16 protein-coding genes are annotated in these 19731 nt (G+C 48.9%); 13 read left to right on the top strand and 3 right to left on the bottom strand.

Going from position 1 to position 19731, the window contains the following annotated elements:
• Positions 1–183: 183 nt before the first annotated feature.
• The 7 genes from clpP to K9N75_RS16345 all read left to right on the top strand — a co-directional run bounded on the left by clpP (position 184) and on the right by K9N75_RS16345 (position 8685).
• The gene (gene clpP, locus K9N75_RS16375) at positions 184–804 is read left to right on the top strand and encodes an ATP-dependent Clp endopeptidase proteolytic subunit ClpP (RefSeq protein ID WP_004091711.1); all 621 of its coding nucleotides are present in this window, start codon (positions 184–186) and stop codon (positions 802–804) included.
• 283 nt (positions 805–1087) lie between these two features.
• Positions 1088–2359 (top strand): ATP-dependent protease ATP-binding subunit ClpX, encoded by a 1272-nt coding sequence (gene clpX / locus K9N75_RS16370; protein ID WP_008814267.1) that lies wholly within the window; start codon positions 1088–1090, stop codon positions 2357–2359.
• A gap of 190 nt (positions 2360–2549) precedes the next feature.
• On the top strand, positions 2550–4904 hold the full coding sequence (lon, locus tag K9N75_RS16365) for an endopeptidase La (RefSeq protein ID WP_004091714.1): 2355 nt from the start codon (positions 2550–2552) through the stop codon (positions 4902–4904).
• 218 nt (positions 4905–5122) lie between these two features.
• Positions 5123–5395, top strand: a complete 273-nt coding sequence (hupB, locus tag K9N75_RS16360) for a nucleoid-associated protein HU-beta (protein ID WP_008814266.1) — start codon at positions 5123–5125, stop codon at positions 5393–5395.
• Positions 5396–5713: 318 nt separating this feature from the next.
• Positions 5714–7597: a peptidylprolyl isomerase gene (ppiD, locus tag K9N75_RS16355; protein ID WP_008814265.1), complete on the top strand. Its 1884-nt coding sequence runs from the start codon at positions 5714–5716 to the stop codon at positions 7595–7597.
• 140 nt (positions 7598–7737) lie between these two features.
• On the top strand, positions 7738–8118 hold the full coding sequence (locus K9N75_RS16350; RefSeq protein WP_008814264.1) for a ComEA family DNA-binding protein: 381 nt from the start codon (positions 7738–7740) through the stop codon (positions 8116–8118).
• 156 nt (positions 8119–8274) lie between these two features.
• A complete protein-coding gene (locus tag K9N75_RS16345; RefSeq protein WP_061059717.1) occupies positions 8275–8685 on the top strand; it encodes an acyl-CoA thioesterase in 411 nt (136 codons plus the stop codon).
• 51 nt (positions 8686–8736) lie between these two features.
• Here K9N75_RS16345 and queC read toward each other — a convergent pair whose 3' ends face one another.
• A complete protein-coding gene (queC, locus tag K9N75_RS16340) occupies positions 8737–9423 on the bottom strand; it encodes a 7-cyano-7-deazaguanine synthase QueC (protein ID WP_020303632.1) in 687 nt (228 codons plus the stop codon).
• Between the two features lie 124 nt (positions 9424–9547).
• Complete coding sequence (locus K9N75_RS16335; RefSeq protein WP_224451892.1) at positions 9548–11248, bottom strand: SgrR family transcriptional regulator; 1701 nt, start codon at positions 11246–11248, stop codon at positions 9548–9550.
• Between the two features lie 103 nt (positions 11249–11351).
• Between K9N75_RS16335 and cof the strand changes: the two genes are divergently transcribed.
• The gene (gene cof / locus K9N75_RS16330; RefSeq protein ID WP_008814260.1) at positions 11352–12173 is read left to right on the top strand and encodes an HMP-PP phosphatase; all 822 of its coding nucleotides are present in this window, start codon (positions 11352–11354) and stop codon (positions 12171–12173) included.
• Between the two features lie 77 nt (positions 12174–12250).
• Here the strand turns inward: cof and K9N75_RS16325 are convergent, their stop codons facing one another.
• Positions 12251–13291: a PLP-dependent cysteine synthase family protein gene (locus tag K9N75_RS16325; protein ID WP_199371676.1), complete on the bottom strand. Its 1041-nt coding sequence runs from the start codon at positions 13289–13291 to the stop codon at positions 12251–12253.
• 125 nt (positions 13292–13416) lie between these two features.
• On the opposite strand from K9N75_RS16325, the gene K9N75_RS16320 reads away from it, so the two are divergent.
• From K9N75_RS16320 to amtB, 5 genes are all read left to right on the top strand, one after another.
• Entirely contained in the window at positions 13417–13878 is a 462-nt protein-coding gene (locus K9N75_RS16320; protein ID WP_004091728.1) for an Lrp/AsnC family transcriptional regulator, read from the top strand.
• Between the two features lie 253 nt (positions 13879–14131).
• On the top strand, positions 14132–15904 hold the full coding sequence (locus K9N75_RS16315; RefSeq protein ID WP_061059718.1) for a SmdA family multidrug ABC transporter permease/ATP-binding protein: 1773 nt from the start codon (positions 14132–14134) through the stop codon (positions 15902–15904).
• The gene (locus K9N75_RS16310; RefSeq protein WP_096080499.1) at positions 15897–17675 is read left to right on the top strand and encodes a SmdB family multidrug efflux ABC transporter permease/ATP-binding protein; all 1779 of its coding nucleotides are present in this window, start codon (positions 15897–15899) and stop codon (positions 17673–17675) included. The genes K9N75_RS16315 and K9N75_RS16310 overlap by 8 nt, the downstream gene beginning before the upstream one ends.
• 345 nt (positions 17676–18020) lie before the next feature.
• On the top strand, positions 18021–18359 hold the full coding sequence (gene glnK / locus K9N75_RS16305; protein WP_004091732.1) for a P-II family nitrogen regulator: 339 nt from the start codon (positions 18021–18023) through the stop codon (positions 18357–18359).
• 33 nt (positions 18360–18392) lie between these two features.
• Complete coding sequence (amtB, locus tag K9N75_RS16300; RefSeq protein WP_039188520.1) at positions 18393–19682, top strand: ammonium transporter AmtB; 1290 nt, start codon at positions 18393–18395, stop codon at positions 19680–19682.
• The last annotated feature ends 49 nt before the right edge of the window (positions 19683–19731 follow it).

Below are 19731 nucleotides of genomic sequence, written 5' to 3'. Positions count from 1 at the left end.
CTTCGCTCTAGAGCGAAGGTTTTTTTATGGGAAAAGGTTTATTTCTTTGTGTGCCGCCCCCAAATATTGGGCAAGTGTCTAACCTATAACAGCAGACACAGGCAGTTGAGCATGGTCAACATAGTTTATCTACAGTAGAATCAAAGCAAATAATGCCAAAGTGATTTCTATAGGAGACGGTTAATGTCATACAGTGGCGAGCGTGATTTAGCACCGCACATGGCTTTAGTGCCAATGGTTGTTGAACAGACTTCGCGTGGCGAACGTTCATACGATATTTTTTCCCGTCTGTTGAAAGAGCGAATCATCTTCCTGACTGGTCAGGTTGAAGATCACATGGCAAATCTGATCGTGGCTCAGATGCTGTTCCTTGAAGCGGAAAACCCAGAGAAAGATATTCATCTATATATCAACTCACCGGGCGGCGTCATCACTGCGGGAATGTCTATTTATGACACCATGCAGTTTATCAAACCTGACGTAAGCACCATCTGCATGGGGCAAGCCTGTTCCATGGGCGCGTTCCTGCTGACCGCAGGAGCCAAGGGCAAACGCTTCTGTCTGCCAAATTCGCGCGTGATGATTCACCAACCGCTGGGTGGTTTCCAGGGGCAGGCGACGGATATTGAAATCCACGCTAAAGAAATCCTGAAAGTTAAAGCTCGTATGAATGAGCTGATGGCTAAACATTCAGGTAAACCGCTCGAAGAAATTGAGCGTGATACCGAACGTGACCGCTTCTTGTCAGCAGACGAAGCTGTAGAATACGGTTTGGTCGATTCGGTAATGACTCACCGCGGCTGATTGTGTCAGACTACGGCCTTGAATGGTGTAGCCTATCCAACCCTCGGTTCACATAGCAATAACTCGGTTTGCCACTGATGGATAGCGCAACTATCCACATCGGGTCGGTTGCCGATATACTATAGTGAATATAAAGCGTCGGGTGATGCTTTGCATCGTACCAATGGGTTGTATGGCCTATGCTGAAAGGCTGTTTTGCGCAGATTGGTCGCACTGCCGTTGATAGGGTAAGCCATTGGCGACCGATTCGACGGGACAGATACTTAATGAAAGAGGTTTACTGATGACAGATAAGCGCAAAGACGGTTCAGGCAAGCTGCTGTACTGTTCTTTTTGCGGCAAAAGCCAGCATGAAGTTCGTAAGCTGATCGCCGGGCCGTCAGTGTATATCTGCGACGAGTGTGTCGATCTGTGTAATGACATCATTCGCGAAGAGATTAAAGAAGTCGCTCCACATCGTGAGCGTAATGCTTTGCCTACCCCGCACGAAATTCGTAACCATCTAGATGACTACGTTATTGGGCAGGAACAGGCGAAAAAAGTGTTGGCGGTAGCGGTATATAACCACTACAAACGTTTGCGCAATGGCGATACCAGCAACGGTGTTGAACTAGGTAAAAGTAATATTTTGCTGATCGGTCCAACCGGTAGCGGTAAAACGCTGTTGGCTGAAACGCTGGCTCGTTTCTTGGATGTGCCATTTACGATGGCCGATGCTACCACGTTGACCGAAGCGGGTTATGTGGGTGAAGACGTTGAAAATATCATCCAGAAACTGCTGCAGAAATGTGATTACGACGTACAGAAAGCTCAGCGAGGCATCGTTTACATCGACGAAATCGATAAGATTTCTCGTAAGTCGGATAATCCATCGATTACCCGTGACGTATCCGGCGAAGGCGTACAGCAGGCTTTGCTGAAGCTGATTGAAGGTACTATCGCTGCGGTTCCACCACAGGGCGGTCGTAAGCACCCACAGCAGGAGTTCTTGCAGGTTGATACCTCCAAGATTCTGTTTATCTGCGGTGGTGCTTTCGCAGGCTTAGATAAAGTGATTGGCCAGCGCGTAAATACCGGTACTGGTATCGGCTTTGGTGCAACGGTCAAGGCTTTGTCTGAGAAAGCCACCGAAGGTGAGCTGTTGGCTCAAGCTGAACCTGAAGATCTGATCAAATTTGGTCTGATCCCTGAGTTCATCGGTCGTCTACCTGTTGTTGCTACGCTGCGTGAGCTGAGCGAAGACGCACTGATTCAGATCCTGAAAGAGCCAAAAAATGCCCTGACTAAGCAGTATCAGGCATTGTTTAATCTGGAAGGTGTGGATCTGGAATTCCGTGACGAAGCCCTGACGGCGATTGCTAAGAAAGCAATGGCACGTAAAACAGGTGCGCGTGGTTTGCGTTCCATCGTTGAAGCCGCTCTGCTGGAAACGATGTACGACTTACCCTCAATGGAAAACGTCGAAAAAGTCGTCGTTGACGAAAATGTCATCGAGGGTCAGGCGGAGCCAATGCTGATTTATGGCAAACCGGAAGCACAAGCTTCTGGCGAATAATTAGCCAGTAAACTGATGGGTTATCAATAAAATGGGGGATTTTATCTCCCATTTTTTTTTCTGTTGTTGTTTGCGTTGAATCCCTGGTAAACATCCCCATATACTCAGATACAAACTGGGTGAAGCAACAACGTAAAACGGGTTGTAAGATTCCCATAACCTGGCGGAAGCTAAACTAAGAGAGAGCTCTATGAATCCTGAGCGTTCCGAACGCATAGAAATCCCCGTATTGCCTCTGCGCGATGTGGTGGTTTATCCGCACATGGTGATTCCATTGTTCGTGGGCCGAGAAAAGTCTATCCGGTGCCTAGAAGCCGCAATGGATCACGACAAGAAGATCCTGCTGGTCGCACAGAAGGAAGCGTCGACGGATGAACCTGGAGTAAATGACCTTTTCTCTGTAGGTACCGTTGCCTCTATTTTACAGATGCTGAAATTGCCTGACGGCACCGTAAAGGTTCTGGTCGAAGGTCTTCAGCGCGCGCGAATCACCACGTTATCAGACAGTGGTGAACATTTTGCTGCACAGGCCGAATATTTAGAAATTCCAGAAATGGATGAACGCGAGCAGGAAGTTCTGGTTCGCACAGCCATTAATCAGTTTGAAGGCTATATCAAACTGAATAAAAAGATCCCACCAGAAGTGCTGACATCGCTCAACAGTATTGACGATGCGGCTAAGCTGGCAGATACCATTGCTGCTCACATGCCGTTGAAGTTAAACGATAAGCAGGCTGTTTTGGAAATGTCAGATGTGACTGAACGTCTGGAATATCTGATGGCGATGATGGAGTCTGAAATCGATCTGCTGCAGGTTGAAAAACGCATTCGTAACCGCGTTAAAAAGCAGATGGAAAAGAGCCAGCGTGAGTACTATCTGAATGAGCAAATGAAAGCTATTCAGAAAGAGCTGGGCGAAATGGATGATACTCCAGACGAATTCGAAGCGCTGAAGCGCAAAATCGAAGCGGCGAAAATGCCGAAAGATGCGCGCGAAAAAACCGAAGCGGAACTGCAAAAGCTGAAGATGATGTCGCCGATGTCTGCTGAAGCAACGGTGGTTCGTGGCTATATCGACTGGATGATTCAGGTTCCTTGGAATGCGCGCAGTAAGGTCAAAAAAGACCTCAACAAAGCGCAGGAGATTCTGGACACCGACCATTATGGCTTGGAGCGTGTTAAAGACCGTATTCTGGAATATTTAGCAGTCCAGAGCCGCGTAAGCAAAATTAAAGGGCCGATCTTGTGTCTGGTTGGGCCTCCAGGGGTAGGTAAAACCTCTCTGGGTCAGTCAATCGCTCGTGCCACAGGTCGTCAATACGTCCGTATGGCGCTGGGCGGTGTGCGTGATGAAGCGGAGATCCGTGGACATCGCCGCACATATATCGGTTCTATGCCGGGTAAACTGATCCAGAAGATGGCAAAAGTGGGGGTGAAAAACCCGCTGTTCCTGCTTGATGAGATCGACAAGATGTCGTCTGACATGCGTGGCGATCCGGCTTCAGCGCTGCTGGAGGTGCTGGATCCTGAGCAGAATATCGCGTTCAACGACCACTATCTGGAAGTGGACTACGATCTGTCCGACGTTATGTTTGTGGCGACCTCAAACTCCATGAACATTCCGGCGCCGTTGCTGGATCGTATGGAAGTGATTCGTCTGTCGGGTTACACCGAAGATGAAAAACTCAACATTGCCAAGCAGCATTTGTTGCCAAAACAGTTAGAGCGCAACGCGCTGAAGAAAGGTGAGTTGACAGTTGATGACAGCGCAATTAGCGGCATTATTCGCTATTACACCCGTGAAGCGGGCGTGCGTAGTCTGGAACGTGAAATCTCGAAACTGTGCCGTAAAGCAGTGAAAAATCTGCTGATGGATAAATCCGTCAAGCACATTGAGATCAACGGCGACAACCTGAAAGATTTCCTTGGCGTACAGCGTTACGACTATGGCCGTGCGGATAGTGAAAACCGCGTTGGTCAGGTAACCGGCTTGGCGTGGACTGAAGTGGGTGGTGATCTGCTGACCATTGAAACGGCCTGTGTGCCGGGCAAAGGTAAGCTGACTTACACCGGTTCTTTAGGTGAGGTTATGCAGGAGTCTATTCAGGCTGCGCTGACCGTAGTGCGTGCTCGCGCGGAGAAATTAGGCATTAACCCTGATTTCTATGAAAAACGCGATATTCACGTTCACGTACCTGAAGGTGCTACGCCGAAGGACGGTCCAAGTGCCGGTATTGCCATGTGCACCGCGCTGGTTTCATGCCTGACAGGTAATCCAGTTCGCGCTGATGTTGCCATGACGGGGGAAATTACGCTGCGTGGTTTAGTGCTCCCTATCGGTGGATTGAAAGAAAAACTGCTGGCTGCGCACCGTGGTGGAATTAAAACGGTACTGATCCCAGATGAGAACAAACGTGATTTGGAAGAGATTCCAGACAACGTCTTGGCCGATCTGGATATCCATCCGGTAAAACGAATTGATGAAGTTTTAGCCTTGGCGCTGCAAAATTCACCGTTTGGAATGGAAGTGGTCACCGCGAAATAGTGATATATCGCAAAAACCTCTGATAAAACCTATGCTGGCAGCCCATTTCGGACTTGCCAGCATTTTTTTGTGCAGCTAACTTAGAACCCTGTCAAATTAGGAAAAGCCGCATTTGATGTGTCTTGCCATGAACTGACAGGATTGATATAACTGCTGCGCAGCCGTACCCAAAGGACAATATTCCAGTACGGCATAAGATTTCTAAAGGGGATGAAAGAGTGAATAAGTCACAACTGGTCGATAAGATTGCCGAAGGTGCAGATATTTCTAAAGCGGCTGCTGGCCGCGCATTAGATGCGATTATTGCGTCTGTTACTGAGTCTTTGCAGAGCGGTGATTCTGTTGCTCTGGTCGGTTTTGGTACTTTTGACGTGCGTGAACGTTCTGCACGTACTGGTCGTAACCCTCAGACCGGTAAAGAAATCAGCATTCCTGCTGCAAAAGTTCCTGGTTTCCGTGCTGGCAAGGCGCTGAAAGACGCAGTTAATTAATTGTGCGTCAGGTTCAACCATCTGAATTTGTTTGTATGTTATGACTCCGTGTGAGTGCAAACAGTGAAACATTAGACTGACGTGGTTGAGCTGCTAGGGTAAAATACAAGGCGCATCATAAACGATGCGCTTTTTTTATGGCTAAAGTTTCATGGAAACAGAGTCTCTCCCAGTAAGCCGATTCGCTTAACAGGAGTGGTTTTTGATTTAATAGCCAATTTAGTCGTATTACGTGTGCAGTGTTGGCTACGAATCAGATAGACTGAGCCGACAAAAATTACTGTATTACCCACAATCACAGCGGAGTGTTGCCACACTATGATGGACAATTTACGCGCGGCCGCTAATCACGTCGTGCTCAAAATCATCCTGGGCCTAATCATCGTGTCATTTGTTTTGACCGGGGTAGGGGGTTATTTGACCGGCGGTTCCGGTGACTATGCGGCTAAGGTCGATGGTCAGGAAATTAGCCGTGGTCAGCTTGAGCAAGCGGTTCAAAGCGAACGCAGTCGTTTACAGCAGCAATTGGGCGACCAGTTTTCAGTGTTGGCAGGGAACGAAGGTTACATGAAGGAGCTGCGTAAGCAGGCTCTTAACCGCCTGATTGACGATATGCTGCTTGACCAGTATGCCAAGAAATTGGGACTGGGGATTAGCGATGAACAAGTGAAAGAAGCCATCTGGGCGATGCCTTATTTCCAGACGAATAATCAGTTTGATAATGCCAAGTATCTGAGCATCATTGCCAACATGGGGCTGACGCCAGATAACTATGCACAGCTAGTTCGTCAGCAATTAACCAGCCAACAGCTGATTCAGGCCTATACGGCGACAGGCTTCACTCTGCCAGTCGAAGTTGAAGCTATGGCTGCGCTCACCATGCAACAGCGTGATGTGCGTCTGGCGACGATTGATATCAAGGCGCTAGAAAAAGATCAGAAAGTTACTGATGAAGAGCTGAAAGCTTATTATGAGCAGAATAAGAATAGCTTCATCGCACCTGAAGAAGTGAAGGTCAGCTACATCGAAATGGATGCCGCGGCGATTCAGGATAAAGTCACCGTTTCTGATGATGAGATTGCAGCCTATTACGATCAGCACAAATCCAGCTATACCCAGCCAGAGCGTAAAGACTACAGCGTTATTCAGGTAAAAACTGAAGCTGATGCTAAAGCGGTACTGGATGAGCTAAACAGCGGCGCAGATTTTGCCAAAGTGGCAGCGGAGAAATCTACTGACATCATTTCGCGCAAAAAAGGCGGTGAGCTGGGCTGGTTAGAACCAGGTACAACACCCGATGAAATTCTGGGCGCGAAGTTAACCACCAAAGGCCAGCTTTCTGGCGCGGTGAAGTCGAGCGTTGGCTATCTGGTTGTTCGTTTGAATGACATCAAGCCAGAGCAGGTTAAGCCATTGGCTGAAGTTCGTGCGGACATTGAGGCTCAGGTTAAACAGCAAAAAGCGCTGGATGCCTTCTTTGCCTTGCAGCAAAAGGTCAGCGATTCAGCTACCAGTGATAATGAGTCTTTAGCCGGTGCGGAAGAGGCTGCTGGTGTGAAAGCGACCGAAACGGGTTGGTTTACACGGGATAACGTTCCTGCGGCTATCAACTTCAAACCCGTTACTCAGGCTATCTTTGAGGGTTCTCTGTTTGGTGAAAATGGTGCGCCGGGCAGTAACTCTGATGTGATTAGCGTTGAAGGCGACCGTGCTTTTGTTATCCGTATTTCTGCTCATAAACCAGAAGCGGTGAAGCCAATGGATCAGGTGAAAGAGCAAATCACCGAGATGGTGAAACGCCAGAAAGCTATCCAGCAGGCGCGTACTGAAGGCGATAAACTGCTGACTGCGCTGCAGGCAGGTAAAGGTGAGGAAGCACTGAAAGCCGCAGGTATTAGCTTTGGTGCAGAACAAACATTGACTCGTGCTTCTGAAGATCGTCAGTTAGCTGATACCGTGTTTGCGTTAGCTCAGCCAAAAGACAACAAGCCTGTTTATGGTTTGGCTCAGGATCGTCAGGATAACATTGTGCTGATTCAGCTTGATGCGGTGAAGTCTGGTCATTTGAGCAACGAGGAGCTTAAAGCCTTCTCTTCTCAGATGTTAACAGGCTCAACGGGTATTACTTTTGACTCTCTGATGGATAATTTGCGCGCTAATGCCAAAATTAAATTAGGCAGCGCAGCGAGCGAAATGCAGTAAGCATCGCAATAAATTTGCACTTTGGTGCAATAACAAAAGGCCGCTTATGCGGCCTTTTCCATATCTGCATAATGCTATTTGTGATGTTTTTTGCCCTGTTGCACCCTGTGCTCGCTGACACATAACAGGAGAATTTCAGCATGAAAAAACAAAGTATGATGGTGTCTTTATTCAGTGTGTGGATGTTGCTGACAGGGGCTTTACTGCTGCCGTCACAAGCTCAGTCTGCAACCACAAACAGGCCGGTTTCCCCAAGCGTAGAGCAAGCGCCAAAGGCGGCCGATCCACAGCCAGCGACTAAAGAGAGTTCGTCAGGTATAACGGGAACCAGCGTCAATATTAACACTGCTAGCGCAGAGCAAATGGCGACGGTGCTGAATGGCGTCGGGCTCAAAAAGGCACAGGCTATCGTTGAGTATCGTGAGAAAAATGGTGCTTTCACTCAGATCGAGCAGTTAGAGGAAGTTAAAGGCATTGGCGCTTCTCTCATTGAACGTAACCGTGATCGTTTAAAATTGTGATCGAGCACAAAAATCAGTGGTCTAACCAGTTTGGTTTTTTAACACTCTGCTACTTTCAATAGTGCGCTAAGCGTTAAGCCTCGCTGGGGAGGTGGCCGTGATTTATCACGGTTGCCTCAGATGAAATAGAGATTATTTTGAAAGGCCATTCGAACGATGAGCAATGCAACCATCATTAAGGTTAGGGGATACCATTTAGATGTCTATCAGCATGTTAATAATGCTCGCTATCTAGAATTCCTTGAGGAAGCGCGTTGGCAATGGCTTGAAGACCATGGTGCTTTTGAGTGGATGATGAAAGAAGCCATTGCTTTTATGGTAGTGAACCTAAATATTAACTATCGTCGCGGTGCAGTGTTGAATGATGAGTTAATTGTTGAGAGCAAACTTCATCAGCTCAATGGTCGAAGCGGTGTTTTAAATCAAACGATTTCCCGCACATCCGATAATGAAATCATTATTGATGCGGCATTAACGTTTGTGTGCACCGATCTGAAAACGCAAAAAGCGTTGCCCCTAGAGGGCGCCTTACGCGATCGCTTGCTGGAATTGAGCGGAAATAAGTGAAGGGACATTGGCTGAGCCGCCAGTGTAAAAAACATAGCGGCTTCGTAAATGTTATAAACCGGTTTTTTCTTTCAGGCTGGCGGAGACGACTGCTTGGTTTGCCAAATACTCATTTAACCCGTGAGAACGCAAATGGCAGGCTGCGCATTCGCCACAACCGTCGCCCTGAATACCGTTATAGCAGGTCAACGTTTCTCGGCGTACCAGATCCAGTTTTTGGTAATGATCGGCCAAGGCCCAAGTTTCGGCTTTGTTCAGCCACATTAGCGGAGTTTCAAAGCGAACGTCGCGTGCCATACCGAGCGTAATCGCTTTGTTGAGAGCCTTAACGAACTCATCACGGCAGTCTGGGTAGCCAGAAAAATCGGTTTCACATACGCCAGTAATCACTGCTTCTGCCTGAACTTGATAGGCGTAGATTGCGGCTAACGTGAGAAACAGAATATTTCGACCTGGTACGAACGTGTTTGGGATACCGTCTTCGCTTTCGGTGGGAACGGGGATGTTGTCACGAGTCAGGCTGCTGATAGCCAGTTCATTGAGTAAACCCACATCCAAGACTTTATGTGCCGAAGCACCCAGTTTAATAGCGAGATCGCGCGCCACGTCGATTTCGGCACGATGGCGTTGGCCATAATCAAATGTGATGCAATGCACTTCATCATATTGATCTAATGCCTGAATCAGACAAGTTGTGGAATCTTGACCGCCACTGAATACTACCACCGCGCGTTTCATCGCCTTACCTCTATAGTTCAAAAAAACAGAGGCAGACAAAAAATTGCCTGCCATTGCGCTATCTATAATTTAAATCGGTTCAGTATATGGTAACGGCTGCGTGAAGGGATGAACAGCCTGACCTTTAATCTGTTGGTGCTGGCACCCACGCTTGGCTGAAATCAAACCATCCGTAAGCGGTGAGGATCACGCCTTCAACTCTTGGGGGCGCGCTGATCTGATACTGATAGTTAAACAGCGGCATGATAATGCCCTGCTGCATCAGATGGGCATAGTAATCGCGAAGAGCATAGTGTCGCAGGGTTTCATCGCTGATGAGTTGCACGTCATCAAGCACCGCACGACATTGTAACTGCTCGGTGTGACTCAAAATGGCTTGCCAGAGAATATCGACTCTCAGCCAGTTTTCCAGTGCCATCTCCGGTGACTCTCCGATGAGTCGATCGCCTAAAACAATGTCAACATCTTCAAACTGTTCGCGTGATTCCCAGCGTTTGCCATCATGGAAGCGAACTTCCAGTTCACATCCCGCTTGAGCAAGGCGCTCCTGTAAGCGTTCAGAGAGCGCGGTGAGCTCAGCGGGAGGGTGATAGAGCAATGTGAGTTTTGGCGGCAAACTGATGGGCTCAGTGGTTGGTTCAGGTAATGGCCAACCAGACAACATTTCACTGCTACGTGCGATCAAACCATTCTCAATCGGCAATTGGTTCAGCGTATTCTCTTCGCGGATGAGCGTCGTTAAATAGCGTCTTTGTATCTCGGTGAGTTTTCCTCGTTTTTGATTGATAGCGATATAACAAAAGCCCACGCTGGTACTCCGTTGTACCGGACGTACGCTGTCTAACTCCTCGTATTGTCCAATGGTGATTTTTACTGGGTGTTGGCAACTGGGGGCAACGGACAATTGATCGGGGCTTGATGTGATCCAATATTCGATGGCATGTAGATAAGGGCGGTGCAGATGATAGCTACTGTGCTGCTCAAGCCGAATTAGCATATCTGACGAGCTGATTTGGCGGAAAGGTCCTGCCCCGATCTCAGCAAAATCAGGATGAGGGAGCAGGCACAGCATATCGGCTAAACGATGGGCTAGCCAATAGTCCGGACGCTTTAATGTAAAACGGAGACAGAGTGCATGGGGCAATGAGATCTGCTCAATGCTATCGAGGAAACTGCCGCAGCGTGGATGCGAACGCAGATGCTCTAAAGTTTGTACTAGCTGTTCTGCGGATATCGGTTGCCCGTTATGCCAACGTAGATCGCTGCGTAGCAAAAACTGCCAACGTAGACCGTCGCTACTGGTTTGCCAGTGGTGGGCCAAATCCGGCTGAGGAATAGGATTACCGGTCACAAAACGGGTGAGTCCTGCATGAATAGTATGTGCAAGATGCTGCTCTGCTCGCCCAGTGAGCGTCAAAGGGACGATGGGTTCTAACGTACGGTAGTAGGGGATACGTAGCGTGGGCAGATCGGAATCCCACTGGCCGCCCAGATGAGGCATCAGCAGTTCATTCAAATGGCTAGGATCGCGCTCGGCCAGTTTCAATGCATTTTGGTGATCGCCAATTTTCAGCAATTGCTGCATGAGAGTCGCGCGCAGTTGCTGTTCTGGAATTAAGCAGTGGAGGCGGGCTCGTTTGCCACGGCCTGCCGTTGCATGCCATTCCAGCCATTTTAATGCTTGTAGCTGGGTAAGCAGGGTACGGACATGTCGTTCGCTACAACAAAAGACACTCGCCAGTTCAGCCACGGTGGTGGAAATGGGCTCATCACCGGCGAACTGATTTAAACGTTGATATTGACTGAGCCTTTGTAACAGTCGCATCGCTAAATCCTGAACAATTTTCTTTAATTGTTCACTATTAGTTCCGTAAATGCCACGCCATACTGAGTCACTCAATATCTCGGTCACAAAAAGAGGTTTCGGTATGGTTCGTTTAGCTGCCTTTGATATGGATGGCACTCTATTAATGCCCGATCATCAGGTTGGCGCTGAAACCTTAGATGCGCTGCATCGCTTGCTTGAACAAAACGTTGCATTGACTTTTGCGACCGGTCGCCATTTCCTTGAAGTTCGAACCATTGCGCGCCGTTTAGGACTGCATGGTTACATGATCACCGGCAATGGAACCCGGGTTCACGACTGCGAGGGGAATAATCTCTTTGCTCAGGATCTTTCGCCAGAAATTGCGCAAGAAGTGTTGCATTCGCATTGGGGCACTGACGCCTCGATGCATGTATTTAGGGATGATGGCTGGCTTACTACGAATGAACTTCCTGAATTGTTAACGCCCCACGCGGAAAATGGATTTGGTTATAAAATTATGCCGCTGCGTTCATTGCCCGCCTTTGGCATCAGTAAAATCTGCTTCTGTGGCGATCATGACGCTCTAATACAATTGCAGGCTCGCCTACTGCAGCATTTTGGCAACGCTGTCGATTTTTGTTTTTCTGCCTACGATTGCTTAGAGGTTCTGCCAAAAGGGACAAATAAAGGCTCGGCGCTAAGTCACTTGTGCAACCATTTAGATATCGATCTTGCTGACTGTATGGCATTTGGTGATGCAATGAACGACCGAGAAATGCTTGGCATGGTGGGAAAAGGCTACATCATGGGTAACGCATTGCCGCAGCTTAAGGCAAGTCTGCCGCATTTAGAGATTATCGGCCACTGCCAGCATCAGGCGGTGGCTAAACAGTTGAATACTTGGCTGAGTTCACCTAAAAAACCTCACCATTCCCCCGAATAACGAGGATTCTTTTTCAGCCACCGGACAGCCGCATATTGCATGCAGCTGTCCGGTTTTTTTGCGTATAAAAGCTGACATTACAGCGACTCTAGCTGCTGACTATATTGGCTCAAGTCGCCGATGTTGGCGTTCACCCATCCCGCATCGTAATAAGTCTCTAAATAGCGTTCTCCGCTGTCGCACAGCAGGGTGACGATTGAGCCTTTTTCACCACGCTCTCGCATCTGACGTGCTAAATCGAGCGCGCCCCACATATTGGTGCCCGTTGAGGCGCCGACTTTACGACCGAGTACTTTTTGCAACCAGTGAATTGTTGCAATGCTGGCAGCATCGGGAACGCGCATCATGCTGTCGATAGCTTCTGGTATAAATGATGGCTCGGCGCGTGGGCGGCCGATGCCTTCAATTTTGCTGCCGCAGGTGCCGGTAATCGTACGGTCTTTTTGCAAATAACTATCCATAAACACGGAGTTTTCCGGATCGACAACCATCAGATGGGTTGGATGCCCTTGGTAGCGGATATAGCGGCCCAAGGTTGCTGATGTGCCACCTGTGCCTGCACTCATCACAATATAGGTGGGAACAGGGTAAGGTTCGCGCTCCATCTGGCGGAAAATACTATCGGCAATATTATTATTACCCCGCCAGTCCGTTGCTCGTTCGGCATTGGTGAACTGATCCATGTAATGTCCGTTGAGCTCTTTGGCCAACTGTTCTGAAACGGCATAGATCTGGCTGGCGTGATCGACAAAATGACAGCGTCCACCGTAAAACTCGATCTGTTCGACTTTCTTACGTGCAGTGCACGAGGGCATAACGGCGATGAAAGGCAGATTCAACAGACGAGCAAAATAGGCTTCTGAGACCGCCGTACTGCCTGAGGACGCTTCGATGACCGTCGTGCCTTCTTTGATCCAGCCATTGCACAAGCCATATAAAAATAATGAACGAGCCAGACGATGTTTCAAGCTGCCGGTTGGATGAGTACTTTCGTCTTTGAGATACAGATAGATGCCTGGAAATGTCGGCAGATTCAAACGAATAAGATGTGTATCCGCGGAACGCTGGAAATCAGCTTCTATCTCGCTAATAGCGTGCTTTACCCAAGAGTTGTTCATGATATTGGCCTGTGTGAGTCAGTCAGAACTTATGCGTTAAGACTATCTGCTTTTGCAGAAAAATAAGTTGCTATATAGACTTCATATTGGCCTAATAAGAGAAAATATTTCTCCAGAAGCGATATATGTTAGATAAAACAGATCGAAAACTACTGGCGTTACTGCAACGCGATTGTACCCAGTCGTTGCAGGTACTGGCTGATGCGGTCAACCTCACTTCGACACCTTGCTGGAAGCGCCTCAAACGCTTAGAAGACGATGGTTACATCGTCGGGCGAGTCGCGTTGCTGGATAAAGATAAGCTTGGCTTGGGATTAACCGCCTTTGTGATGATTAAAACTCAGCATCATAGCAGCGAGTGGTATCACCATTTTGTGCAGCAGGTTGAGCACATGCCTGAAATTCTGGCCTTTTATCGTATGGCGGGTGAATACGATTACCTGATGCAGGTGCAAGTCGCTGATATGAAAAGCTATGATGCGTTTTATAAGCGATTAGTTAATGCGGTGAAAGGCTTGAGTGACGTGACCTCTAGCTTTGCGATGGAACAGATCAAAAGCACCACGATTTTGCCTGTCGGCGAATAAAAACGGACAAATTGCCCATCAGGCGGTTACCTACGTTTCCTATCGGTGTTATCCTAGTGCTGTTTAAATATACAGCATGTATGCCCTAAATAATTTGAGTTGCAGGAAGGCGGCAAGTTGTTGAGTCCCTAGCGGCATAGATAGTTCATCGATAGTTCTATGACTAGGGTGAACAAACGCAGCCAACGCACATGCAACTTGGAGTGTTACGGGGATAAATCAGAGCCCGCAGCGGGTTATGGAATAAAACTACGTGAGATTATTTGCCCAATTAGGCTGGTATTTTCGCCGTGAATGGCGGCGATATCTGGGAGCCGTACTTTTATTAGTCGTGATTGCTATTCTCCAACTGGCGCCGCCGCGCATCGTGGGGATTGTGATTGACGGCGTATCGAAACAGCATATGTCTGGAACCACCATTATGTTCTGGATCGCTATCTTATTGGCGATTGCGGTGGTGGTGTATTTATTGCGCTACGTTTGGCGCGTGCTTTTATTCGGTGCTTCTTATCTGCTCGCCGTTGAGCTGCGTGAAAAATACTATCGTCAGTTGAGCAATCAGGCGCCGTCATTTTATCAGCGCCATCGTACCGGTGATTTGATTGCTCGAGCGACTAATGACGTTGACCGTGTCGTCTTTGCAGCTGGGGAAGGGGTATTGACGCTGGTGGACTCTCTGGTGATGGGGTTGGCGGTATTATTCGTCATGAGCACTCAGATTAGCTGGGAACTCACTCTCTTATCGCTTATTCCGATGCCAATCATGGCCATTGTGATTAAACATCAGGGCGAGCAGCTTCACTCACGTTTTAAGTCTGCTCAGGCCGCTTTCTCGATGCTGAACGATCAGGCGCAGGAAAGTTTAACCAGTATTCGCATGATCAAATCTTTCGGGCTTGAAAACCACCAATCTAAGCGCTTTGCCAAGGTTGCTGCGGAAGCGGGATCGCGCAATATGCATGTGGCGAAAGTCGATGCGCGCTTTAACCCGATTATCTTCATCGCGATTGGCTGCGCTAACCTGTTGGCCATTGGCGGCGGCGGAGTGATGGTCATACATGGGCATCTAACCTTAGGCCAATTGACCAGCTTTGTGATGTATCTCGGGCTGATGATTTGGCCAATGTTGGCGCTAGCTTGGATGTTTAACATCGTTGAGCGTGGAAGCGCTGCCTACAGCCGTATTCGCAGCATGCTATCGGAGCAGTCAACCGTGACTGATGGTGACAAAACGCTGCCAGAAGGCCGAGGTGAGCTGATCGTTAACGTTGAAAGCTTTGCTTACAGCGAAGACGCTCATCCCGTGCTGCATAACGTGAACTTTAATCTCGCGCCTGGGCAGATGTTAGGCCTATGCGGGCCAACGGGCTCGGGGAAAAGTGCGCTGCTCTCGCTGATCCAGCGCCAGTTCGACCCCGATCGGGGAGAAATCAGTTTCCATGGGATTTCTTTACGTGAACTGCGTCTGGATGAATGGCGTACCCGATTGGCGGTCGTCAGCCAGACGCCATTCCTGTTCTCTGATTCTGTGGCGATGAATATCGCTTTGGGTAAGCCGGATGCCACGCAGGAAGACATTGAGCGCGTCGCTAAGCTGGCTAGCGTGCATGAGGACATTCTGCGTTTACCAGAAGGATACCAAACCGAAGTCGGGGAGCGCGGGGTGATGCTCTCTGGGGGACAAAAACAGCGCATCTCTATTGCGCGTGCTCTGTTGCTTAATGCCGAGATCTTGATTCTGGATGATGCACTTTCAGCGGTTGATGGTCGGACGGAATATCAGATCCTACATAATTTGCGCGAGTGGGGGCAGAACCGAACCGTCATTATTAGCGCTCACCGCCTATCTGCACTCACTGAAGCGAGTGAAATTCTGGTCTTACAGCAAGGCGTGGTTGCTCAACGTGGTCAGCATACTGAACTCAGTCAGCAAAGCGGTTGGTATCGCGATATGCATCGCTTCCAACAAATAGAAGCTCAGCTTGATGAGCCAGACACTCAGACTCAGGAGCCAGATAATGCGTAATATCAAACAGCTCTGGCCGACGCTGAAACGTCTACTGGCTTACGGTGGTCCCTACAAAAAACCGTTGGCAATAGCCGTGGTCATGCTTTGGGTTGCGGCAGCGGCAGAGGTCTGTGGGCCAATCATTATCAGTTATTTCATCGATAATGTGGTGGCCAAAGGCGATCTCAGACTGGGTTTAGTCGTTGGATTAGCGGTGTTATACCTGCTGCTTGAATTTACTGCAGCCGGTTTACAGTATGCGCAGGCATTGTTGTTCAATCGTGCCGCGGTGGGTGTAGTACAGCAACTGCGAACCGATGTGATGGATGCCGCATTGCGTCAGCCTCTTTCTGCGTTTGACAACCAGCCAGTTGGTCAGCTTATCTCCCGAGTAACCAATGACACCGAGGTTATCAAAGATCTCTATGTCACCGTAGTCGCGACCGTGTTAAAAAGCGCTGCGCTGATTGGCGCCATGCTGGTGGCAATGTTTACGCTAGATTGGCGAATGGCGCTGATCTCTATCTGCATCTTCCCAGCGGTATTTGTGGTGATGGCGGTGTATCAGCATTACAGCACGCCGGTCGTGCGTCGTGTGCGTAGCTATCTTGCGGATATCAATGACGGCTTCAACGAAGTCATTAACGGCATGGGCGTGATCCAGCAATTTCGTCAGCAGGCTCGATTTGGTGAAAAAATGGGGGCGGTTAGCCGTTCTCACTATCAAGCGCGTATGCAAACGCTTCGTTTGGAAGGCTTTTTACTGCGTCCATTGCTCAGCCTGTTTTCGGCCATGATCCTCTGTGGGCTGCTGATGATGTTTGGTTTTAGTGCTGAAGGTTCGATTGGCGTTGGGGTTCTTTACGCTTTTATCAATTATCTAAGCCGCCTGAATGAGCCTCTTATTGAGCTCACGAGCCAGCAATCTATGATGCAGCAGGCCGTTGTGGCGGGTGAGCGTATTTTTGAACTGATGGACGATGCACAGCAGAATTATGGTGGTGATATTCAGCCGCTGCAAAGCGGGCGTGTGGATATTAATAACGTAACATTTGCCTATCGCGAAGGCCGTCCTGTACTGCAAGATATCAATTTGCATATTGCTTCCCGCGGGTTCGTTGCGTTGGTAGGGCATACAGGCAGTGGTAAATCGACGCTCGCGAATTTGCTGATGGGATACTATCCGGTTAGTGGCGGAGAGATCTGTATCGACGGACGCCCAATCCCAACGCTGAGCCATCAGGTGTTACGCGAAGGCGTGGCTATGGTGCAGCAGGATCCGGTTGTTATGGCTGAATCGGTGATGAACAACGTGACTCTAGGACGAGATATCAGCGAAGCTCAGGTTTGGAAAGCGCTTGAGGATGTTCAGCTAGCACCTCTGGTCAGGACTTGGCCGAACGGTATCCAAACTCAGCTCGGTGAGCAAGGGAATAACCTATCGGTAGGGCAAAAGCAGCTGTTGGCGATGGCGCGGGTGCTGGTGCAAGCGCCGCAGATTTTGATTTTGGATGAAGCTACGGCCAACATTGATTCCGGCACTGAACAGGCAATTCAGAAGGCGTTGAATGTTATTCGCCAGCAAACAACGCTGATTGTGATTGCTCACCGGCTTTCTACCATTGTTGATGCAGATTCTATTTTGGTATTGCATCGTGGCTATGCCGTGGAACAAGGCTCGCATCATGAACTGTTAGCAAAGCAGGGGCGTTATTATCAGATGCATCAGTTGCAGTTGGTGGGCGAAGCTTTAGCCGCGGGGCTGAGTCAGGAACCACCGACCATCTAATCCCTCTTTTTGAAATGCAGCATAGAGCCGATGATTATTCATAACATCGGCTTTTCTTTTTGATTCCCCTGATTATTACAATCTATCTCTGGGTCTTTGTGGTGCAGATAGTCACCGCGTGATGTAAAAATAGTTTGTGTAAAAAAAACGCACCGTCATTTTCCTAACTGCACACTATTGGTGCAGTTTTGCGAAACTCCTCACGTTTTATCTGCTGCCTGCTCTCTTTCTTTGCACCAAAACTAGTGTTTTCTCCCGCAAAACTGATTTCTATAAAGTTGGCATAGGCTTTGCTCATATTAATTCGCTAACGAAATTATTCAGGATCATTTGAGGAGAGGCTGTATGAAGCTGGTAACTGTGGTGATAAAGCCGTTCAAACTGGAAGACGTACGCGAAGCACTTTCCTCTGTCGGGATCCAAGGGCTGACGGTTACCGAAGTTAAGGGATTCGGGCGCCAGAAGGGGCATGCCGAGCTATACCGTGGGGCAGAGTACAACGTGAACTTTCTACCCAAGGTCAAAATTGATGTAGCGATTGCTGACGATCAACTTGATGAAGTTATCGATGTGATCAGCAAATCTGCCTATACCGGAAAAATTGGCGACGGAAAAATTTTTGTTGCTGAACTACAGCGCGTCATTCGTATTCGTACCGGCGAAACTGATGAAGCGGCACTGTAATTAATAACTCACACAGATAGGGATGGATTAATAATGAAAATACGCTTATCCACTTTGGGTCTGGGGAGTGCCTCATTACTACCCGGTGTCGCAATGGCTGCGGCTCCAGCCGTGGCAGATAAGGCCGATAACGCCTTTATGATGATTTGTACCGCATTGGTACTGTTTATGACCATCCCCGGCATTGGCCTGTTTTATGGCGGGCTACTGCGTTCTAAAAACGTGTTGTCGCTGATGACGCAGGTCATGGTCACTTTCGCCGCAATTTGCGTACTGTGGGTTGTTTATGGTTATTCATTGGCATTTGGTTCTGGTAACGCCATTTTTGGCAACTTTGATGAAGTGATGCTGAAAGGCATTGGCCTAACGGATTTAACCGGCTCGTTTTACAAGATGATCCACGTTGCGTTCCAAGGCTCTTTTGCGTGTATTACCGTGGGTTTGATCGTGGGCTCCTTTGCGGAACGTATTCGTTTCTCTGCGGTGCTGATCTTTGCCGTGTTGTGGTTCACCTTCTCCTACATTCCGATGGCGCATATGGTTTGGGGCGGCGGCTATCTGGCAACTGATGGCGCGCTGGACTTCGCAGGCGGCACCGTAGTGCACATTAACGCGGCAATTGCAGGGCTGGTTGGCGCTTATCTTCTGGGTAAACGCGCCGGATTTGGTAAAGAAGCTTTTAAACCACATAACCTGCCGATGGTCTTCATGGGCACCGCGGTGCTGTACATTGGCTGGTTTGGGTTCAACGCAGGCTCAGCAAGCGCTGCCAATGAAATTGCTGCTCTGGCTTTCGTGAATACGGTTGTGGCCACTGCCGGAGCAATTTTGTCTTGGGTTTTGGTCGAATGGATGACGCGTGGTAAGCCTTCTCTGTTAGGCGCGTGTTCTGGCTGTATCGCTGGGCTGGTGGCAGTAACGCCTGCGGCAGGTACAGTCGGTGTGGGGGGCGCGTTATTACTGGGGCTGATTGCTGGTGTCGCTGGTTTGTGGGGCGTAGTCATGCTGAAACGCTGGTTGAAGGTCGATGATACCTGCGACGTGTTTGGCGTGCATGGGGTATGCGGTATCGTCGGATGCTTAGCCACGGGGATTCTGACAGCAACCTCGCTCGGTGGAACGGGCTACGCGGAGGGCGTGACGATGGGGCACCAGTTCGGAGTACAGGCGCTGAGCGTGGCAATTTGTATCGTCTGGTCCGGTGCGGCGGCGCTGATTGCTTTCAAGATTGCAGATGTTTGCGTTGGGCTACGTGTGCCAGAAGATCAAGAGCGTGAAGGTTTGGATGTAAATAGCCACGGTGAGAATGCTTACAACCAATAATACGTTTGTTTTATTGGAAGAAGGGCGCAGAAAATGAACTGCGCCCTTT

This window comes from Hafnia paralvei, from assembly GCF_020150375.1.
Lineage (GTDB): Bacteria > Pseudomonadota > Gammaproteobacteria > Enterobacterales > Enterobacteriaceae > Hafnia > Hafnia paralvei.
This window is presented reverse-complemented; position numbering and strand designations above follow the sequence as displayed.